Genomic DNA, 17,980 nt, shown 5'->3' with positions numbered 1-17,980 from the left:
ACTCTCAAAGCCGAGATCGCGTCCTTCCCTGAACTCCCGCCGCAGTAGCAACCCCAACCAACCGCAACCGGTCGCCTGAACACCAGGCCACCTACCCCCTCACACGCCTACACACACGACAACAAAACCTCACTGGCAAACGACAACAACCTTCACCAGCAAAACGACACCCCACGCCCCCGACCACGCCCCCCGACCAGCACAAACACCTCTCACACCCGGTGCAGACAGCTGACGCACTCCACTGCAACCCACACGTCACCCATCAACTTGCGGTGTACTCAACCAACCTGCGCAGGCACGCCCGCAACCAGAAACCCACAGGTCAGACCCCTGCTACACGCACGGACCGCCCCGGAGACGAACACCAGGTGTGAAGAGACACGGCCTACAGACCTGGTTCACAACCGGTGTGGTTGTACGGATGATCCGTTCCACAGGGTGGTGGTGGGGAAGGATGTAAGCAGCGATCTACGCGGCACGGACGTCGCGTGGAAGCGTTTTCTGACCGGGGAGGGCCAGTGAAGCCGCTGGAGGCGTCGGATGGACCGGAGGTCGGTCCGTACCGGGTGGTGGCCGAGCTCGGCCGGGGCGGGATGGGGCGGGTGTTGCTGGGCGGCACCCGCGATGGGCAGGTCGTCGCGGTCAAGGTGGTGCGCGCGCAGTTGGTGGAGGACGAGGGCTTCCGGGCGCGGTTCCGCCGCGAGGTCGAGGCTTCCCGACGGGTGTCCGGCTTACACACCGCGGCGGTGATCGATGCCGATGCGGATGCGGAACTCCCCTGGCTGGCGTCCGTGTTCGTGCCGGGGCCGTCGCTGAGCGAGGTCCTGGATGCCTCGGGAGCGCTGCCTCTTCAGGCGGTGCTGCAGTTGGCCGCGGGGCTTCTGGCAGCCCTGGTCGACGTCCATGGTGCGCGGTTGATCCACCGCGACCTGAAGCCGTCCAATGTCCTGCTGACCGCGGACGGGTGCCGGGTCATCGACTTCGGCATCGCGCGGGCCACCGACAGTGACGGCGGCAGCGAGATCACGCACACTGGCTGGTTGGTCGGCTCGCCGGGGTTCATGTCGCCCGAGCAGGCGGAGGGCAGGCGGATCACGCCGGCCAGCGACATGTTCTCGTTCGGCACGATGCTGTTGCTGGCCTACACCGGTACGAGCCCGTTCGCAGGTAACTCCACGCCGCAGACGCTGTACAACGTCGTGCACAAGGAGCCCGACCTCGGTGCTCTCCCGAGCAGGCTGCGGGACATCATCGCTCCGTGCCTCGCCAAGCACCCGGATGCGCGTCCCGCGGCGGCGGAAGTTCTGGCGTCCATCAGGAGCGGCGAAGTCGGTTCCGGGTGCCCCTGGCCGCCCGCGGTGCACGCGCTGATCGACGCTCAGCAAGCTGAGGTGGCGCGGTATCTGGGCATGTCGGCCGGGGATACGCTGGTCGCCGCAGCCGACGCGACGACCATCGTCCGTACTTCCGTGGGGCCGTCCCTCCCGCCGGCAGAACCGCGGTCTCCGGCCGATGGCCCCGACCAGCCGCCGCCCGCCGGCGCATCGAGCTCCCGCCCGAGTCGCCGAACACTGCTGATCGGCGCGGGGATCGCGGCTGCCGCCGCCGTACCTGTCGGGTGGAAGCTGTTCGACGGCCGAGGCGCCACGGAGGACAAGGGCAGCTCCGCGACGCCGGGTACGAAACCGGCCGGGAGCAAGAGTCGCCCGTCCCCCACACGACGCCCAGGCACCCTCTATGGTCCCCGGGTCTCGCTCAAGCATGCCGGCGCCGTGCAGTGCCTGGTGTTCGCCCCGGACAATTCGGTCATCGCCGTCGGTGCGGGCGACGGTGCCGTCACGCTGTGGGACAGCATCGGCCTGAAGCGGACCGCGACCTTCAACGATCGCAGGAAGGTGACGTATGAGGGGATCCAGGATGTGGCGTTCAGCGCGGACGGCACCGTGCTCGCCGCGGCCGAGGACAGAGCCACCACCCTGTGGGACGTCGCCTCGGGCAAGCCGATCGCCCGTCTGACGGACACCGCGTACGACCCGCTCACCGTGCAGCGCCTGGCGTTCGCCCCCGACGGCTCAATCCTTGCCTGCGCCAACGCCAAGGGCACCATCACCCTGTGGGACGCCGCCGACCACACCCGGATCACCACCCTCATCGACCCCGTCGCCCGCACGAACAACCAAGGCAAGGCGCACACCGGCCTGGTGTTCACCGCGGACGGCGGAACGCTGGCGGCCTGCAACGAGGCTGGGATCATCCGCTTCTGGGATGTCTCCAACCGCAAGATCACGAACTCCATCACCACGGACGACAAATTCGAGGGCCTCGCCTACAGCCCGGACGGCACGATGCTGGCGAGCGCCACCGCCGATGAGAGGGTGCTGCTGTGGAACACGGACTTCCGGTCCAGGATCGGCGCCCTCTCCTTCAACGGCGGGAGCAGCAACTTCGACTGGTTCATCTCTCAGGTCGCGTTCAGCCGCGACGGCAAGACCCTCGCCGGTGCCACCGGAAAGGGGTTGAAAATCTGGGACGTCGCCACGCGGGAACTCCACGAGGTGCCTCCCCCCGTAGCCGAGAGGAACATGGCGTCCAGCGTGGCGTACAGCCCGGACGGCACGATGCTGGCAGCATCCTTCCTCGACCGACTGAGCGTCTGGAACGTCGCATGAATCACGGACGTCGGCTTACGAGCTGGGGCGTGATAGCGGTGGAGACGTGTTTGCCTGATCGAGGTCGTGGCAAGGCGGTGGTGTTGCGGTCGGAGACGAGGCCGGCGATGGCCCGGTCATACTTCCCGAGTGGAGATGCAAGCCGAGGAGGCAGCGCGGCGTTGGCTGGCTGATCAGGGCGTCAGCCAGGTGCGCGACGGGTGGGTGAGCGACGAGAAGCCGGACGCGTTGCTCACCGCCAACCAGGTGGCGCACTCCTGGGCCGGTGATGTGTTCGCCGAAGACCTGGATGCAGCCGACCAGGTGCGGTTGGCGTTCGGGCTGCTGGACCTCCTCGACGAGTACTGGGTCACGTGCGAGATCCGGTTCGCGAATGCGAGTGCGGAGGGTCCCCTGCCGGCCGAAGTGCTGTGGGACGGCTACCGTCAGCGGCTGGAGGCGGACCTGGACGCCGAGGCCGTCACCTACTCGCTGTGGGTGGACTGGTTTGAGGACCACGCCACGTACGCGACGGCCTTCGCCGAGGTTCTCGGTAACGACATCGACCGGGTGGTGGCCGAGCGATCGGAGGCCCTGCTCCGCCGAGCCCGTCGGGTTCTGGAGTGTTCGGGACCGGTGAGCTGGACGGTGAAGGAGCTGACGTACCGCACCGCCATGCGGCTTCCTGCCCTGCACCCGGCCGTCTTCCGCGGCCTGCTGGCGAGCTTCCACGACGTCTACGGCGACCTGGAGCCGGCTGCCGCACTGACCTTCCTCAGCCGGCTGGATCTCCCCACGAGCACCCAGCACCTTGCCGAACTGCGCCACGTACTTGCCGCAGGGCACAAGAACAACTACCGCAGCCCTGGTGCCTGGGACGATGCGGTTCGCTCCTGCTCCTGAGTCGATGGCCTGGCAGACCAAAGAAAGATGCTGGCGACGTAGAGTCCGGCCAGGTAGATGGCTGCGGTCTGCTTGTAGCGGGTGGCGATGCCCCGCCACTGTTTCAAGCGGTTGATACAGCGTTCGACGGTGTTGCACTGCTTGTATGCCTCACGGTCGAAGGCGGATGGTCTGCCGCCTCGGCTGCCGCGCCGCAGCCGGTGGCCGCGTTGATCGGCCGGAACGGGGATGACCGCCCGGAGTCCGCGCTTGCGCAGGCGATGGGGAAGTAGATCAGCGGACCACTGGCCTCGCCGATCAGCGGGCCGGTCGACCAAGGAGAGGTGTCCTCCTCGTCCTCGGTGAGGTCACACCAGAGACCAGGACTTGTGACAGACGGCGGGCCCCGACAGGGGGCGACCCCGGACCCGAAATGCCGGGAACGGGGCCGCCTGGGACGAAGTGCCTTACGTCTAGAGGAGGTTGTACTCCTTCATGTGGCTATCCTTGATCTGCACCGGCGCCGTGAACGGCCGCGCCGCGTTACCCGTGCCCGAGTACCGGAGCAGCTCGCCCGTCGTCTTCCGGGCCAGCAGGTCCACCTTGCCGTCGGCGTCGCTGTCGCCGAGGGACAGCAGCCGGTCGTAGACGTTCCACCCGCCGCCGATCCTCGTACGGCCCGCGAACGGCGCCTTGTAGTCGCCCGTGCCCTTGTAGAGCCAGAGGACGCCGGCCTTGTCGCGGGCGGTGATGTCGGCCCTGCCGTCACCGGTCAGATCGCCCTGGCCGGCCAGCTCGGTGTACTGGCCCCAGCCGCCGCCGACCCGCATGCGGGTGGTGAGGCGGCCGTCCGGGTAGCCCAGGTAGCTCCGCAGCACGCCGGCTCTGTCGAGGCCGATCAGGTCGGCCTCCTTGGCTCCGCCGAGGGTGCCGGGCGAGAGGACCGTGCGGTAGATGTCCCAGCCCCGGCCGACGTTCTTCGGCCCATGCCACTGGTCGTCGACATAGCCGGTGAAGTCCAGCCGGCCGTTCTTGTAGAGGGTCCACCAGCCGTCGCCCATCCTGCCGTGGTTGGCGTTGTCGACGGTGATGAGGTCGGCGAGGTCCGATTGATCGCCCGACTCGGGCCCGGAGATGTCGGGCCCATCGGTGAAGAGGAGCGGTCCTCGGGGGTACCACTCCCACAGCTCGTGGGTCTGCTTGTGGACGCCGTACAGGTGGAAGGCGGGCGCCACCACCGGGTCGGCGGCCTGCGCGGCGACGGCGGAGCCCGCCCCGGTGGCCGTCGCCGCCGCGACGGCGGTGGCGACGAGCGCCGCCTTCAGCCCGGGCCTGCGTCGTTCGAACATGATCGGGTTCCCCCCTGCGTCTGTTTCGTTCTCACCCTTCCTACCTGCGAAAGCCCCCCAGGGTTGTCCGAAACCGCGCACCTTTTCTCGTCCCGACCGTCAGATCATCAGCACGATCCGGCCGGGCCGGTCACCCGCCCGACGCCGGCCACCACCCTGCGGACGTACCACCACCGTCGGCGGCACCACCCGCCGGAACAACACCCACAACCCGTCCGGCACCAGCCGCTCGATGAGATCCGTCATGCACGGCTCAACGAATGATCACGCCATAAGAAGCGAAGGCTGCAGAGGCGTCGATCCTGGAGCCCGGCCCGCCCCGATCCGGGTCTCCGCCGCGCCCGATGCATCCGTCGGCCGATACCGCGCGCCCTGGCCGTCGCTGCGCCCTGTCGTACACGTGCCACGTCGCTGCGCCCCGGTCCGGATCAGATCCAGTGGTAGTTGGAGTCGTTGAGCCCGGGCAGGAGAGCGGCGCCAGCGTCGAGGCCGGCTGCTGGAGTGGTGAGGTCCGCGACGGGCACGGGCGGGAAGAGGGCCTTGTCCTTGGCCTCCTGCCAGCGGATCCAGACCAGTTCACCGGCGCCGGCGGTGTCGTCGTGTTCTGTCGGGCTCAAGGCCTGGCGGACGTGGTCGCTGATGCTCAGGCGGAAGACCAGGTGGAGTTTGCGGGGCGGTGTGCTTCCGGGGCGGCTGACCATGGCGTCGAGCAGCCATGTGAAGCGGGGGGGGGCGGCGTCGGCCTGGTCGACGTCGAGGTTGAGCTCTTCCCTCAGCTCGCGGGCGAGGGCGGTCGGAATGGGTTCGCCTGGATCGACGTTGCCGCCGGGCACGGTGTACTGCTCGGTGCCGCTCTTGACCCGTTTGATGAGGGCGATCTCGTCGCCGTTGAAGATGAGCGCGCCCGTCCCTGACTCGTGCCTTGGCCGAGGCTTTGGTCGATGTCCTGTGGTTCATCGACGGCAGCGAAGACGAGCAGATGGATCAGGACGACGCGGTCAAGGTGATGGAGGGCGTCGCGCACGTGGTCAGCATGCTGTCGAGTGATCAGCAGCAGGAGCTGATCGCCCTGCTCGGGGAGATGGCAGCTGCCGAGACCAACCCCGCTCGCCGTAAGTTCCTGGAGGAGTTCCCGGAGGGCTTCGGGCTCATCGACGATCTGTCCTGAAGGATTTCAGCTTGCCGTGCAAGGCAGGCACCAAACCGTGCCGCGGCGGTTGATCCTCCACCCAGACTCATCACCATGAACTCGACGATGTTGGATAGGCGGCATGGTGAGACGCAGCAAGGAGAAGAAGAAGCGGCCCGCCTGGGGCGTTCCGAAGGGGATCTTCCTGTTTGCGACGCTGGAGGGGTGGCGCACCAGCGTCCTCACCGAAAGCGGAAATCTCTGCGGGCGGCTGGACGTGCCGATCAACACCGACCCGCAAGACGCGCGGGCCGCTGCGGCGGTGATGGTGACGGAACTTGCGCGCGACTTCCACGACACCGACGTCGAGGTGAGCTGGGATCCGCCCCAGGAGCCTTGGTCATGGACCGCCCAAGTCACCCTCGCCGCCGAGAACGAACCACCTTCGCCGGACGCCGAAGGCTGAACGGCAAGCGCAGGAGTAGAGCAGGACCCGCTTGCGGAGGAGTTCGAAGCCGGCGCGGCCGAACATCTGGCGCTTCAGCATCTTGATCCGGTTGACATGGCCTTCGACGACCCCGGAATTCCACGGCTGCGAGAGTCTGGCAGTGACGGCGTCGAGGTCGCGCTCCAGATGCCGGGCGAATCGCTGGAGGCCGGGCAGGTCGGCGGCGGCTGCCGCTTCGACAGTTGGTGGCCTTGCAGCTGGGTGAGCATGTGCGCGAAGGAGCGCACATGCTCGGCGAGTGCGTCCAGTTCGGGGCAGTTGGCCAGCACGGCCTTGAGCTGGAGCCGGTCGCTCTCGACCAGGGCGTCGGGGTGGGTGAGAATCCAGCGGGTGACGGTGCGGGCGGTTGGCGGCCGGGGGCCGACCGGCTGGGGCTTGGCGCGTAGGTTCCGGCTGACGTAGGCGCGGACGTTGCCGTAGCCGTCCGGGGAGCCCTGTGCCTTGATCTCCTCCCACAGTTTCCAGGCGTTGGTGCAGCCTTCCTGCCATCGCTGGTCGACGTAGGGCTTGTAGGCGTCGAGCTTGGTGGGGCGGCTTTGCCACTTTCCGGTGAACAGTTGCTCCGGCTCGGTGGCGCGGGAGAAGCGGAGGACGGTGTTGAGGCCCATGCCGAGCTGCCGGGCGATGGACCGCTTGCTATGGCCGGCGGTCAGCTGGGCGTGGACGGTGGCGTGCTTGGCGCGGGTGCGTTCGGCGAACCGGTGGCCCGTTGGCCACGGCGAGGCCGCGGGCGACTCCAGCGCCTGGGTTGGCTCCTCCGGTGACTCAGGTGCAGGCCGGAGGCAGGCGCGGTGCCGGTAGACGCACTTCTCGGCGGCTTCGCCGAGGTTGTGCCAGAGGTGCCATCGGTCGGCGACCCGGAGGGCTTGAGGGGCGCCGCGGGTGGCGCCCTCGGCGTAGAAGAGGGCCCGGTCCCGGCAGATGATCTCGATCCCGGGCCATTCGGACAGCCAGGCCGCGAGGGTGCCCGCCTCCCGGTCCGGCAGGAGGTCCACCGGCCGGCGTGTCTCGACGTCGACGAGTACGGTTCCGTAGATCCGGCCCTTGCGCTGAGCGTATTCGTCGACGCCGAGCACGCGGGGAGCGGCGGTGGGCGGATCGGGCAGCGAGGCGATCAACCTCAGCAGGGTGTTTCGGCTGACTCGGACTCCGAAGGCGTCCGACATCCGGGCGCCGGCCCGTCCCGCGAGCGCGAGACCGACCGAGACGAGCGTCGATCGCAGCCGTGCCGTCCGGCGAGCGGATCGACGGGTGAGGCCGGGCACCTGCTCGGCAAACGTCTTGCGCGGGCAGGAGCCCTCCGCGCAGACGAACCGGTGCACCCGCAACGACATGACGACGAGCTTGCCCGACGTGGGTAGATCGCGGGGAAACCGCAGGTAAGAGCCGTGTATTCGACTCGACCAGCACCCGCAGTCCGGACAGGCCGACCGCCTGGCCGTGGACCGGGCCTCCACTCTGACGACAGCGTCAGTCACGTGGACCGACTCCACCGACATGTTCTCCACCGACCCGAACAGCAGCTCTTCCAGCTGCGGCCGCACGTTGCCCCGATATCGAGAACGCTTGTCAGCGACTTCCGAGAACGCTCGGTGATCAATTCGGTATGCCATGTTGGTGAAAACCAGTAGCGCCTGTCGAGGCGAGGGGTCGCTTCGGCCGGGCACCTCGGAACTGGCCTGTCCAGCTACCGCGATGGGGGAAGGTCTCGTGTCACAGGCTTTGGGCCAGGGTGGCGCGGCGATCCCGTAAGGCTGCGCAGATCCGGTCGCCGACCAGGTGCATGAAGGCAAACTGGAGCATCAGGACCCAGATGAAGACGCTGATGGCCCCGATCATGACGCCGAGGAGCAAGGTGACGGCCGTTGCTCCTTCGTCGCCTCTGGTCCCGTTCACCATCGAAGCGACAGGCAGGTAGCCCACTGCCAGGTCCATGCCGAATGTGACCAGTGCCGCGAGCGCCATCGTTGAAATCACAGGCCGCCACGCCCCTTTGACCAGGTCCTTTGCGCGGCTCAGGGCCTGAAACATGCCGACTCGGTCGTGGGCCATGATCGACGGGGCGAGCGAGTACAGCACCCACGGCCAGACCAGCAGCGGCGCGAAAGGACTGACCAGCACGGGGCACAGAAGGCAGGTCAGCGCATAGCAGCCCACCGTGCCCGGTACCCGGGGCGCGCTTGCCCTCAGGAGCCCCCACACGGTGACCCGCCTTCCCCTCGCGTCCAAGTGGGCCAAAGTGGCCGCCAGCGAGCCCACCGTGCCCTGGACCAGCCAGATCCCCAGGGCGCAGGGAAGCAAGAAGATCAGGAGCTGGTCTGTCAAACGGACCGGACCAGAGGCGGGTGCAAACAGGTCGGGAGCGCCCAGGAAGCCCCAGATGCTGAGAGCGGTGGCAATGACTGCCGCGAAAACCGCCAACTCGCACAGCAACAGGGCCACCAGCAGGGGGAACCAAGCTCTGCCCAGGACCCGGAAGGCATCAAGCAGGATCACACCCGGAGCCGGGAACGGCAGCGGTGCCGGCCGCCAGCCGACATGCGGAGGTGGCGGGACTGCCTCGGAGTGGCGCCATGGCCCCGACCCTGACATCGCGTCTCCCTCCCCCAGGACCGCTCTGCGTCGTCGATCGTAGGCACTGGTCGGCACGGAAGACAGCAGTCCGGGCCCTTGTGGTGTGTGTCGCGGAGTCCCGGAGCCGGCGGTGCGGAACCCGCTCGCCGTGTCAGCCCGAGACCGAATACCAACCGGCCCAGACGCCTGACCGCCTTGTCATGCCCGGAAGGACCCTCATGCACAGGTGATGGCCGGACGCAAGCACCAACGCGCTTTCAGAACTCGGCAACACGCCTACTCCCGACGAAGGGCCGTTCTCGGTGCTGACCAACAAACGCTTCTGGCTCTCGACAACAAAGTCAGAAGGGCTTGTCGCAGCGGAAGCAGGTGCCTTCCGCGCTGGTCTGGTCGAGGCGGGTAACTCGGGTGTCTGCGCCGCCGCATCGCACGCAGAACGCTTCTTGGGCCTTCATGGTTCTGGTGTACCTCAGGTTCCGCCATCGTTCCCCTTGCTCCGCGGGAGTGACCCACGCGCTGCCCCAAATACTGCCCCGTAGGTCAGAGCAGTGCGGGGCAGTCCTTGGTAAGGCCCAGTGGTGAGCGTGGCGGTAAGCGGGCGAGGCTGTGGTGGTGCCGCTGACGCTACTCACCACAGGCTCAGGGAGCGACGTTCCGGCGAGCTTCTCTGCAGTCAACGCCGCCGGCTCGTGTATGTCGTGAGACCTGCTCGAACTCCCAGACCGGCAGAGCTCCTTGGTCGTACGGTCATTTCACAGCCTCATGCCAATCGAGCTCGGGAGATCGGATGCTTGAAGACCGCGACCCAGTAGTGGACCACTTGAACGGAGAACGCTACGGCGGAAAGGTCCTTTCCCTCATTCCCGCGCCTGAGGGATGGTTCGTTGGCACCCAGGTATCGCAGCTCAAGGGCGGGACGGAGACGTACGAAGAACCTAAGGTCTATCCGCTGCTCGCCTGGGTCCTCGTCGACGCGATGTTCCGTGAGGGCGACCGAAAGACCCAAGTAGAGCCACTGTTCCTGACCGAAGTCGAGATCGTGCACGCGACGGAGTTCCGCTGGCAACAAGGAGCAGGCGACGTGGACGAGGACGGCCAGCGCACTCTAGTGGCTGTCGACGTCATCCCGGCGCCCGAGGCCGTCGCGGACGTCCCCTCCTACGGCAAGGGCAACCTCAAAGGGTGATCGACGGCAAGCGCGCTCGAGGGCCCTGCCCGCCCGGCCAGGCCCCTCGGCCCTCTCCGCGGCTCTGCGGGGCTTTCGCTCACTCGGCGCTCCACTGATGGGGCCGGCCCCCGCGCCACTCCACCCAGCGCGGATCGTCCAGCACCCTGTCCGGGTCGGTCACTCCACCTGCTTCCAGGAAGACGACCAGGTCGTGGTCGGAGTGCGCCAGGCCCAGGATCTCGTCCTGGTCGTGCCGGTGCAGGGTGACCCGGCGGCCGCCGGACTGCGACGGCCGGTGCACGGCGACCGGCGCACTGCCCACCCCTGGCGGCCCGGCCAGCCAGCCCGTGGCCTCTTCCCTCGGCGATCGCGTGGGAAAGACACCCTCATGCAGTTAAGCCGTCAAGCCGAGGGTGGCGACCGCGCCAGTGCAGTGCTCGGAATCGGGGCCGGATCGGAGCACACGTAAGCTCTCGATCACGGCGAGGGTGGGGGTGCCAGATGTGGTGGAAGCGACGCCGAGACGAGAACCCAGCGGTTCCATTGTCGACAGAGCAGTGGCCAGCGTCATCAAATGAGCCTGGCCTGCTGACGCCGAAGCAGCGGGTCCGGGCTGTGGTCGACGCGATCACCGACGGCACCACAGCCCGGTCCGAGCAGCTTCAGGGCCTGCCTGCCGAGGTCGTCCTGGCTGTCGAGTGTGATCAACAGGCTCCGATGGCAGATGCCTACCGAGAGTTCCTTTCCCTGATCGGCGGTGGCGCCGGGCGTTTCATGCAGGGGGAGGACGTCTACCACCCCCGCGTCCTGGGCCTGGGGACGGCTGCCCGCGAGCTCCTCGAAGAGAACGAATCGCCCTTGCTCTTCGAGCCCACCGACCGCGTCTTCTTCATGCACCAGGGCTATCAGTTCGAGTTCATGCGAGGCACCGGACCTGATCCCGAGGTCTGGTCATACTCCGAAGGCGAGCACGCAGACGTTCCCGTCCGCAGTTACGCGTCCTTCACCGACTGGCTCCGTACGACTGCCGAAGCAGAGATACCTGCGTGGAAGCATTACGTCGAGACGGTGCGCGAGGAGATCAACGCCGACGGCAGTGTCACGTTGCACTGGTAGGCAGTCCCAGGGTCAGCTGCTTGTCACTTCGGGTGACGGGAAAGGCGATGGATTCGTCGAAGGAGACCCTCAACCATTACGGCGGGGAAGCCGCCCGGCTGGCCGCGGACCTGGTCAACCTGACCGCGCCACCACCCCCCGAGTACTTGGAACCACTACTCGCCACGCACGGCGTGGTGCACCGCACGCTCACCGCCGCGCAGGCCGAGACGATCTGGACATGGAGCCGGCGCCTGGCTTGCTGTTTCGGGCGACAGGACCTCGCAGAGCGGTGCCAGGCAGTCAACACACTTCTCGCCGAAGCCTCCAGCAGTCCCCGCATCTCCCTGCACGACGGCCGACCCCACCTGCACTACAGCGCCACTGGCGCTGACGCAGCCGCGCATATCCGAGCCGTCACAGCAGCCGGACTCGCCTACGTCGTGTGCTCCGCCAGCGCCGAACGGCTGGGGCGCTGCACGCGCCACGACTGTGGGCTGGCATTCGTCGACACCTCCCGCAACGGCCGACGCGCCTACTGCTCCGTGCGCTGCGCCAACAACGACGCCGTAGCGCGTCACCGCGAGCGGCGCCAGGGTGACATCCGGCCGTCAACTGCACGGAAGACAGGGCGAACGTGACTGTCCGTGGCGCAGCCATTCACTGCCCATGAAAAAGTGGAAGGGGGCTTTCCAGTCGCCAGTGCCCTTGTAGACGCTGAGGCGGACGTATCCATCGGCGGGGCCGTACTCTGCGAGAAGGTCGGCGCGGCCGTCCCGGTCGATGTCGCCGATGTTGACGATTTGCTGGTAGGTCCATCCGCCGCCGACCCGCGTGCGGGGTGCGAAGGTGCCGTTGCCTTTGCCGAAGTAGAGCCACAGGACGCCAGCCTTGTCGAGGGCCAGGAGGTCGCCAGCTGTCGCGCCGCCCAGGTTTCCGGGCGCGATGAGGTGAGTGGTGCAGGTGTTCCACCCGCCCCCGATCCGGACGCGTGGGGCGAACGGCTTGGTCCCGTCGCCGGTGCTCTTGCAGAGCCACAACACGCCGGAGCGGTCACGGGCGAGGAGGTCGGGGCGCCCTTCATTGGTCAGGTCGGATCCCGCCGCCAGCTTGTCGTACACACCCCAGCCGCCGACCCGGGCTCGGGTCGTCGACCGTGCTCCGGTACTGCACGGCGAGGGCGCCGGCCGTGGAGTACTCAATCTTCGCTATGGCCGCGTCGGCGGGAAGTCCTGACACCTGGCGGTGGACGGCCATGCCTGCGGGCTTGGAGACGAGGTGCAGGCTTTCGTGCCGTGACCCGTCGTACCGCACCATCACGAGCGTGCCCCCCCCCCCCCCCCCCCCCCCCCCCCCCCCCCCGCGAGCTTCCAGCGGCGCGCGCTTGGGCCGACGGAGCTGGTGTCGATGTCGACGGGCGCGCCGCCCGCCATGTCCAGGATCCGGTAAACAGTGCTGTCCGTCCACACCGCCACGCGGTCGCTGGCGGCGTCAGCCAGGGGGCCGCCGCTCTCGTCAGGCAGCCAGGACAGAGGTGTCACGGCCCCGTCCGCAGAACGGCGCCACTGGAACCTCATATCGCCTTCGGGGGTCATAGCGGCCGTCACGAATCCGTTCGCTCCCGAGCTGGGCAGCGTCTCGTCCACGCTGAGGGCGAAGGGTCCCGCCCCCTGCTCGGATGCGGCGGGGGTCACCGTCCGTAGCGCGGCGAGCGCAGGCTCGCGGTGGTCACGGCCGTGCCGGCCGGCACCGCAAGAACGACCGTGACAGCAACAGCGAGGCACCGGCCGTCAGGCCTGAGGTGCTTCAAGGGGATTCCTCCCGAAACTATGGTTGAGGCGTCCGCGCGCCCCGACCACAGGACTTCCGAAGGCCGTTCATGGTTGTACAGTCTCTCCCCGACCGGAACTTAGTCCGTCCGCGGCCAGGTCTCAGGGCTCACAAGGAGGCAGGGTCAGTAGACGTCGGAGGGACGGGCGTATGGCAGAGGGACGAGCGCCCCGGCGTCCTGCGGGTAGGTGAAGGGGGCGCGCCAGTCCCCCGTGCCGCCGTACAAACGCCAGACCGATCCCGAGTACATGCCGGCCAGGTCTGCGATGCCGTCGCGCGGGAACTCGTCGCCGATGCCGATCAGAGCCGAGAACCCGTTCCAGCCGGGACCGACCCGAGTGCGGGGTGCGAAGGTGCCGTTGCCCTTGCCGAGGTACTGCCAGAGGACGCCGCTCCTGTCGCGGGCGAGGAGGTCGCCGTGGGCGGCGCCGCCGAGGTTCCCGGGGACGATGAGCTTGTTGTAGACGCCCCAGCCCGTGCCGATCTTCTTGCGGGTGGCGAATGGCTTGGTGGCGCTGCCGGTGCCGGGGTAGAGCCACAGGACGCCGGTCTTGTCGGTGGCGAGGAGGTCGTTCCGCCCGTCGCCGGTCAGGTCGGGGCCGGCCGCCAGCTGGTCGTAGACCTGCCAGCCGCCGCCGATCCGGACGCGGGGTGCGAGGCCCTTGCCATTGCCCTGGTGGAGCCAGAGGACGCCGGTCGTGTCGCGGGCCAAGAGGTCGCCGTGGCGGGCGCCGCCGAGGTCGCCGGTGGCGGTGATGCGGTCGTACGCGTTCCACCCGGTGCCGAGCAGTGTCGGCGGCAGGGACGGCGGGTCGCTCTCCCGGTAGGGCTGCGAGAGGTACTGGCGGCCCTCGTACAGTGCCAGGCGGCCCTGTGCGTCACGGACGAGCACGTCGGGGCTGCCGTTGTCGTCGAAGTCGTGCGGCCGGGCCGCCCGGGTGAGGGTGAAGGAGCCGGTGCGGACGAGAGTGGGTCCGATGCCGTTGGCGGGCTTCGCCGTCAGTGTCCAGGTGTAGGCGCCGTTGAACGCTGGGTACTTGCCGTCGAAGGAGCCGTTCCAGGTAAAGGTGAACGGCTGAGCGGGCGTCCGGGGAGCCAGGGCCGGGGAGGTCCACACGCGGCCCGAAGCGGTGTGTCTGATGACCAGGCGGGCCTCGGCGTTGTGCCGGTTCAGCGTCCATGAGGGCTTCAGCGTGCCGCCCGCGCGGTCCAGGTCCACCGTTCCGGCCGGGGCGTCCTCGGTGGTGACGGCGAGGGCGGTCGGGGCGCCGGCCGTGGCCAGGAGCGAGACGGTGGGCGGGGTTTCGTCGTTCGTGCCAGGCGAGATCCGGTACACGCCCTCGCCCCGGTCGAGTGTGCCGCCGGAGGCGAGGAGCGAGCCGTCCGGGGCGGCGACCAGGGCCGAGGCGTGCGCGAGAAGCGGGATCGTCTCACCGGAGGTCAGCGAGCGGGCCGTCACCTGGTGCAGGGTCTCGGTGCGCGGAGCGGTTCCTCCGCCGAGCGCGGCGTACACGGCCCAGTCGCCGACGATGCGCACGGTCATGGTGCTGTTCGTCTCCGGGGCAGCCGGGGCCGGCAGGTCGGTGCGGGCCATGCCGGAATGGCCCCGCCGCGCCGTACCCAGGACCGTGGGGTAAGGGTGGTTCTCCGGTTCCAACCACGCCACGTGGGTCGCCGACACGGCGGCGGGCAGCGGCGTAACCCTGCCGTAGATGTGGTCGTATGTCTCCCCCACCGACGCCGAGGCCACGTCGACGACGGCGAGCCTCTGGCTCCATACCCCGCCCACGGTGGAGTAGGAGCGGACGAGGAAGGTGTCGGGCCCAGCGTTCTCGATCCCGACGATCTCGTCTGCGGGCACCCCGGGCACGGGCACGTCCGTGGTGCGGCCTTCGGCGTCCTTGCCGATGATGTGCAGCTCGGCACCGGTGGTCGAGGTCGGAAACGTACGGACGACGAGCCTGGTGCCCTGGTGGAGCACGGGCACGGGGGTACCAGCGAGTTCCGCAGTGCTGTAGGAGAGGACCTCTCGGGCCGCGCCGGACGCCAGGTCGAGGTAGGTATGCCGCGGCCCGTCGATCCGGACGACGAGGTCCGTGCCCTGGTTCCCTTCATACCGCCCCGCGGGCAGCGGGATCGGGGTGCCGTCGTGCCGTACCCAGGTATGGGTGATGGCCGTGCCCTGCGGGTGGGAGGTGAGGAATCCGCTCGGGCCGCTGGAGAGGACGGTGGTGCCGGCCGGGACGGAGAAGGCCGTCGTGGGATCGGGGGCCGGCGCGGCCGGCGCTGTCCGCACGGCCGGGGCGGCTGCGACCGCCGGGGCGACAAGACTGCCGGCGGTGACGCTGAGGACGACGGCGGCGACCATGGCGAGCCGGCGTGAGTGGGCGGGTCCCTGACGGTTCACAGGGGGGACTCCTTCTGAAGTGCGTGCGGGAGCAGGGGTACGGGACGGGCTGTCAGAAGACGTCGCCGTCCCAGTTCTCGTACCGGGGAACGGAGGTCTCCCGCGATCCGAGTGGTGCCTTCCACTGACCCGTGCCCGGGTAGATGTGGAACAGCGGGTACTGGCCGACGACGTCCTCGTGCGCAAGTAGGTCGTTGCGGCCGTCGCCGTCCGCGTCGCCGACGCCGACGACGCTCTTGAACGCCCCCCAGCCGCCGCCGATCCGCGTGCGGGGCGCGAAGGTGCCGTCGCCCTTGCCGAGGTAGAGCCAGAGCACTCCGGCCCTGTCGCGGGCGACGAGATCTCCGACCGGGCCGCCGGCCAGGTTCCCGGTGGCGGTGAGCTGGTTGTAGGCGCCCCAGCCGCTGCCGATCTTCTTGCGCGTGGCGAAGGGCTTGGTGGTGCTGCCGGTGCCGGGGTAGAGCCACAGGACGCCGGTCTTGTCGGTGGCGAGGAGGTCGTTCCGCCCGTCGCCGGTGAGATCGGAGCCGCCGGCAAGCTTGTCGTACGCCTGCCATCCACCGCCGATCCGGACGCGGGTGCCGAACGGAGCCCTGGCGTCGGCCCGGCCTGCGTAAGACCAGAGGACACCGGCGCCGTCGCGGGCGACGAGGTCGCCGTGACGGGTGCCGCCGAGGTCGCCGGTGGGGGTGATCCGGTCGTACGCGTTCCAGCCGCGACCGATCCGCGTCTCGTCCGCGTCCTCCCAGCTTCCCAGGCCGAGGATCTGCCGGGCGTCGTACGAGGAGAGGAAACCGAACTCTCGGATCAGAACGTCCGGGGCGGCGTTGCCGTCGAAATCGCGCGGCCGGGGGGAACGGGTGAGCGTGAAGGTTCCCTTACGTTCGATCGCCGGACCGATGCCGTTGGAGGGTGTGGCCGTCAGCGTCCAGGTGTAGGCGCCGTCGTAGGCCGGGTACCCGTCGCCGAAACGCCCGTTCCAGGTGGCGGTGGGCCGGCTCAGGTCTCCGCCCGGCCAGTACGTGTATGGTTCGGCGGTCCGGCCCGAGGCGGTGTGCGTCAGCTTCAGGGTCATGTCCGCGTTGGGGCGGCTGAGCGTCATGCCGGCCGTCAGCTGCCCGCCCGCGCGGTCGAAGTCGACGGTGCCGGTCGGCGGCAGGGTCTCCGCCTCCACGACCAGGGCGGTCGGCCGGCCGGAGCCGCGTACGAGGGTGGCGGCGGGCTTGCCGGTGGCCGCATCGGGGGCGATCCGGTACAGGCCCTCGCCCTGTGTGAGGATGCCTCCGAGGACGAGCAGGTTCCCCTCCTGGTCGTAGGCGGTCGACGACACGTGGTCCAGGACCTTGAACGTCTCACCGGTCGTCAGGGAGCTGGCGGTGAGCGCGTGGAGGGGGTCGGCGCCCGTGTAGGCCGTGCCCCCGCCGGGCCGGGCGTACAGCGCCCAGTCGCCGAGCAGGCGGACCTCGACACCGCTCGCCTCGCCCGTGGTCGTCAGCGGTATCCGCTCGACGTCCTGCGTGCCCCGGAGCATGTACCTCAGCATCGGAGTCTCGCCCCACGCGATCCACGCAAGGTGGTTCGCGGTTCGCGCGACCGAACCGACACCCTCCGAGCCAGAGCTCGCCTCGTAGTTCTCGGTCACCTCGCCGGTCGTCGCGTCCACCACGCAGAACCGCCGCGTGGACGAGCCCGTCCCGGACACCACGTAGCTGAGGACGATGCGCCCTGGCCCGGCATCGTGCAGGCCGTAGTCGAACCGGCCGATCGGCTCCGCGACCGGGCGGTCGACGGTCCGGCCGTCCACCACGGACACCAGGTGATGCGTCCACCGGGCGTTCGTGTAGTCGCTCATCAGCAACGTCGTGCCGATGACCCGTCGCAGGTGGTAGGGCTCGCCGGGAGTGCCGAGCCCCGATACGTCGATGACGACCGGATCCGACTCCCCACTCATGTCAGTGAGCGTGTACACGTCCCCGCTCTTGGATGCGACGAGGTCCGTGCCCGTGCTACCCCACTTGGGCCCGGCGGGGAGCGTGACGGTGGCGCCACCCCTGTGAGGCGTCCAGCGGTACACGGCTGTGTCCGCCTGCCAACCCGTGCTGGTCAGCATTCCGGTCGGACCCGCGCTGAGCAGTTTCGAGTCGGCCGGGATGTCGAGCGGTGCCTGCTCGTCCGCCGATTCCTGGGCGGTGGCGGGCGGCGCCGGCTGCCCGGCGGCGACCGCCGGAGCCGTCAGTGCCCCGGTCGTCACCGCGAGGGCGATGGCGACGGAGGTGCTGAGGTAACGCCGGGTGATGCGTCTGTGGTGCTTCACGGGGGTGGTTCTCTCCAAGTTCTGAGGAGGGTGAGGTCATCGGCAAGCCCGCGGAACCGGCGAACGGATGCAG

At 68.8% G+C, this 17,980-nt stretch carries 15 protein-coding genes and 2 pseudogenes; 7 read left to right on the top strand and 10 right to left on the bottom strand.

The genetic code is table 11. From position 1 onward, the window contains the following. Nucleotides 1–521: 521 nt before the first annotated feature. Together OG259_RS41205 and OG259_RS41200 are read left to right on the top strand one after the other, a co-directional pair. On the top strand, nucleotides 522–2,672 hold the full coding sequence (locus tag OG259_RS41205) for a WD40 repeat domain-containing serine/threonine protein kinase (protein WP_328946946.1): 2,151 nt from the start codon (nucleotides 522–524) through the stop codon (nucleotides 2,670–2,672). Between the two features lie 135 nt (nucleotides 2,673–2,807). After that, a complete protein-coding gene (locus tag OG259_RS41200; protein ID WP_328946945.1) occupies nucleotides 2,808–3,554 on the top strand; it encodes a hypothetical protein in 747 nt (248 codons plus the stop codon). Between the two features lie 76 nt (nucleotides 3,555–3,630). Here OG259_RS41200 and OG259_RS41940 read toward each other — a convergent pair. The 4 genes and pseudogenes from OG259_RS41940 to OG259_RS41180 all read right to left on the bottom strand — a co-directional run. After that, a pseudogene (locus OG259_RS41940) lies at nucleotides 3,631–3,811 on the bottom strand (IS5/IS1182 family transposase); the annotation flags it as partial. Nucleotides 3,812–4,006: 195 nt separating this feature from the next. Then, complete coding sequence (locus OG259_RS41190) at nucleotides 4,007–4,882, bottom strand: FG-GAP repeat domain-containing protein (protein ID WP_328946944.1); 876 nt, start codon at nucleotides 4,880–4,882, stop codon at nucleotides 4,007–4,009. Between the two features lie 99 nt (nucleotides 4,883–4,981). Then, nucleotides 4,982–5,128, bottom strand: a complete 147-nt coding sequence (locus OG259_RS41185; RefSeq protein ID WP_443052104.1) for a hypothetical protein — start codon at nucleotides 5,126–5,128, stop codon at nucleotides 4,982–4,984. 182 nt (nucleotides 5,129–5,310) lie between these two features. Beyond that, nucleotides 5,311–5,751 (bottom strand): NUDIX hydrolase, encoded by a 441-nt coding sequence (locus OG259_RS41180; RefSeq protein ID WP_328947328.1) that lies wholly within the window; start codon nucleotides 5,749–5,751, stop codon nucleotides 5,311–5,313. A gap of 53 nt (nucleotides 5,752–5,804) precedes the next feature. Between OG259_RS41180 and OG259_RS41175 the strand changes: the two genes are divergently transcribed. Together OG259_RS41175 and OG259_RS41170 are read left to right on the top strand one after the other, a co-directional pair. Continuing rightward, nucleotides 5,805–6,050, top strand: a complete 246-nt coding sequence (locus tag OG259_RS41175; RefSeq protein ID WP_328946943.1) for a hypothetical protein — start codon at nucleotides 5,805–5,807, stop codon at nucleotides 6,048–6,050. Between the two features lie 103 nt (nucleotides 6,051–6,153). Beyond that, entirely contained in the window at nucleotides 6,154–6,477 is a 324-nt protein-coding gene (locus OG259_RS41170; protein WP_328946942.1) for a hypothetical protein, read from the top strand. A 21-nt stretch (nucleotides 6,478–6,498) separates the two neighbouring features. On the opposite strand, the pseudogene OG259_RS41935 reads toward OG259_RS41170, so the two are convergent. Together OG259_RS41935 and OG259_RS41155 are read right to left on the bottom strand one after the other, a co-directional pair. Continuing rightward, nucleotides 6,499–8,018: pseudogene (locus OG259_RS41935) on the bottom strand (ISL3 family transposase); the annotation flags it as partial. Between the two features lie 214 nt (nucleotides 8,019–8,232). Continuing rightward, on the bottom strand, nucleotides 8,233–9,015 hold the full coding sequence (locus OG259_RS41155; RefSeq protein ID WP_328946941.1) for a hypothetical protein: 783 nt from the start codon (nucleotides 9,013–9,015) through the stop codon (nucleotides 8,233–8,235). A gap of 865 nt (nucleotides 9,016–9,880) precedes the next feature. On the opposite strand from OG259_RS41155, the gene OG259_RS41150 reads away from it, so the two are divergent. Then, nucleotides 9,881–10,279, top strand: coding sequence for a hypothetical protein (locus OG259_RS41150; protein WP_328946940.1), 399 nt, complete (start codon nucleotides 9,881–9,883; stop codon nucleotides 10,277–10,279). A gap of 79 nt (nucleotides 10,280–10,358) precedes the next feature. On the opposite strand, the gene OG259_RS41145 is transcribed toward OG259_RS41150, so the two are convergent. Continuing rightward, a complete protein-coding gene (locus OG259_RS41145) occupies nucleotides 10,359–10,583 on the bottom strand; it encodes a hypothetical protein (protein WP_328946939.1) in 225 nt (74 codons plus the stop codon). Nucleotides 10,584–10,876: 293 nt separating this feature from the next. Here OG259_RS41145 and OG259_RS41140 point away from each other — a divergent pair, with 293 nt between their 5' ends. Together OG259_RS41140 and OG259_RS41135 are read left to right on the top strand one after the other, a co-directional pair. Then, nucleotides 10,877–11,377, top strand: a complete 501-nt coding sequence (locus OG259_RS41140) for an SMI1/KNR4 family protein (RefSeq protein ID WP_328946938.1) — start codon at nucleotides 10,877–10,879, stop codon at nucleotides 11,375–11,377. A gap of 47 nt (nucleotides 11,378–11,424) precedes the next feature. Next, nucleotides 11,425–11,997, top strand: a complete 573-nt coding sequence (locus OG259_RS41135; RefSeq protein WP_328946937.1) for a CGNR zinc finger domain-containing protein — start codon at nucleotides 11,425–11,427, stop codon at nucleotides 11,995–11,997. On the opposite strand, the gene OG259_RS41130 is transcribed toward OG259_RS41135, so the two are convergent. The 3 genes from OG259_RS41130 to OG259_RS41120 all read right to left on the bottom strand — a co-directional run bounded on the left by OG259_RS41130 (nucleotide 11,968) and on the right by OG259_RS41120 (nucleotide 17,907). Continuing rightward, on the bottom strand, nucleotides 11,968–12,477 hold the full coding sequence (locus tag OG259_RS41130) for an FG-GAP repeat domain-containing protein (RefSeq protein ID WP_328946936.1): 510 nt from the start codon (nucleotides 12,475–12,477) through the stop codon (nucleotides 11,968–11,970). The genes OG259_RS41135 and OG259_RS41130 overlap by 30 nt on opposite strands. Nucleotides 12,478–13,310: 833 nt before the next feature. Beyond that, nucleotides 13,311–15,593: a VCBS repeat-containing protein gene (locus tag OG259_RS41125; protein WP_328946935.1), complete on the bottom strand. Its 2,283-nt coding sequence runs from the start codon at nucleotides 15,591–15,593 to the stop codon at nucleotides 13,311–13,313. A gap of 52 nt (nucleotides 15,594–15,645) precedes the next feature. Next, on the bottom strand, nucleotides 15,646–17,907 hold the full coding sequence (locus tag OG259_RS41120) for a VCBS repeat-containing protein (protein WP_328946934.1): 2,262 nt from the start codon (nucleotides 17,905–17,907) through the stop codon (nucleotides 15,646–15,648). Between the last annotated feature and the right edge of the window lie 73 nt (nucleotides 17,908–17,980).

The sequence above is a fragment of the Streptomyces sp. NBC_00250 genome, from assembly GCF_036192275.1.
Lineage (GTDB): Bacteria > Actinomycetota > Actinomycetes > Streptomycetales > Streptomycetaceae > Streptomyces.
The sequence above is the reverse complement of the archived record's forward strand: the minus strand, read 5'-3'. Positions and strand labels throughout refer to the sequence as shown.

Bases quoted from the DNA above. Each gene is read 5' to 3' on its own strand.
- OG259_RS41200 (WP_328946945.1), top strand. From the start codon at position 2,808: ATGCAAGCCGAGGAGGCAGCGCGGCGTTGGCTGGCTGATCAGGGCGTC.
- OG259_RS41190 (WP_328946944.1), bottom strand. From the start codon at position 4,882: ATGTTCGAACGACGCAGGCCCGGGCTGAAGGCGGCGCTCGTCGCCACC.
- OG259_RS41185 (WP_443052104.1), bottom strand. From the start codon at position 5,128: ATGACGGATCTCATCGAGCGGCTGGTGCCGGACGGGTTGTGGGTGTTG.
- OG259_RS41170 (WP_328946942.1), top strand. From the start codon at position 6,154: ATGGTGAGACGCAGCAAGGAGAAGAAGAAGCGGCCCGCCTGGGGCGTT.
- OG259_RS41150 (WP_328946940.1), top strand. From the start codon at position 9,881: ATGCTTGAAGACCGCGACCCAGTAGTGGACCACTTGAACGGAGAACGC.
- OG259_RS41135 (WP_328946937.1), top strand. From the start codon at position 11,425: ATGGATTCGTCGAAGGAGACCCTCAACCATTACGGCGGGGAAGCCGCC.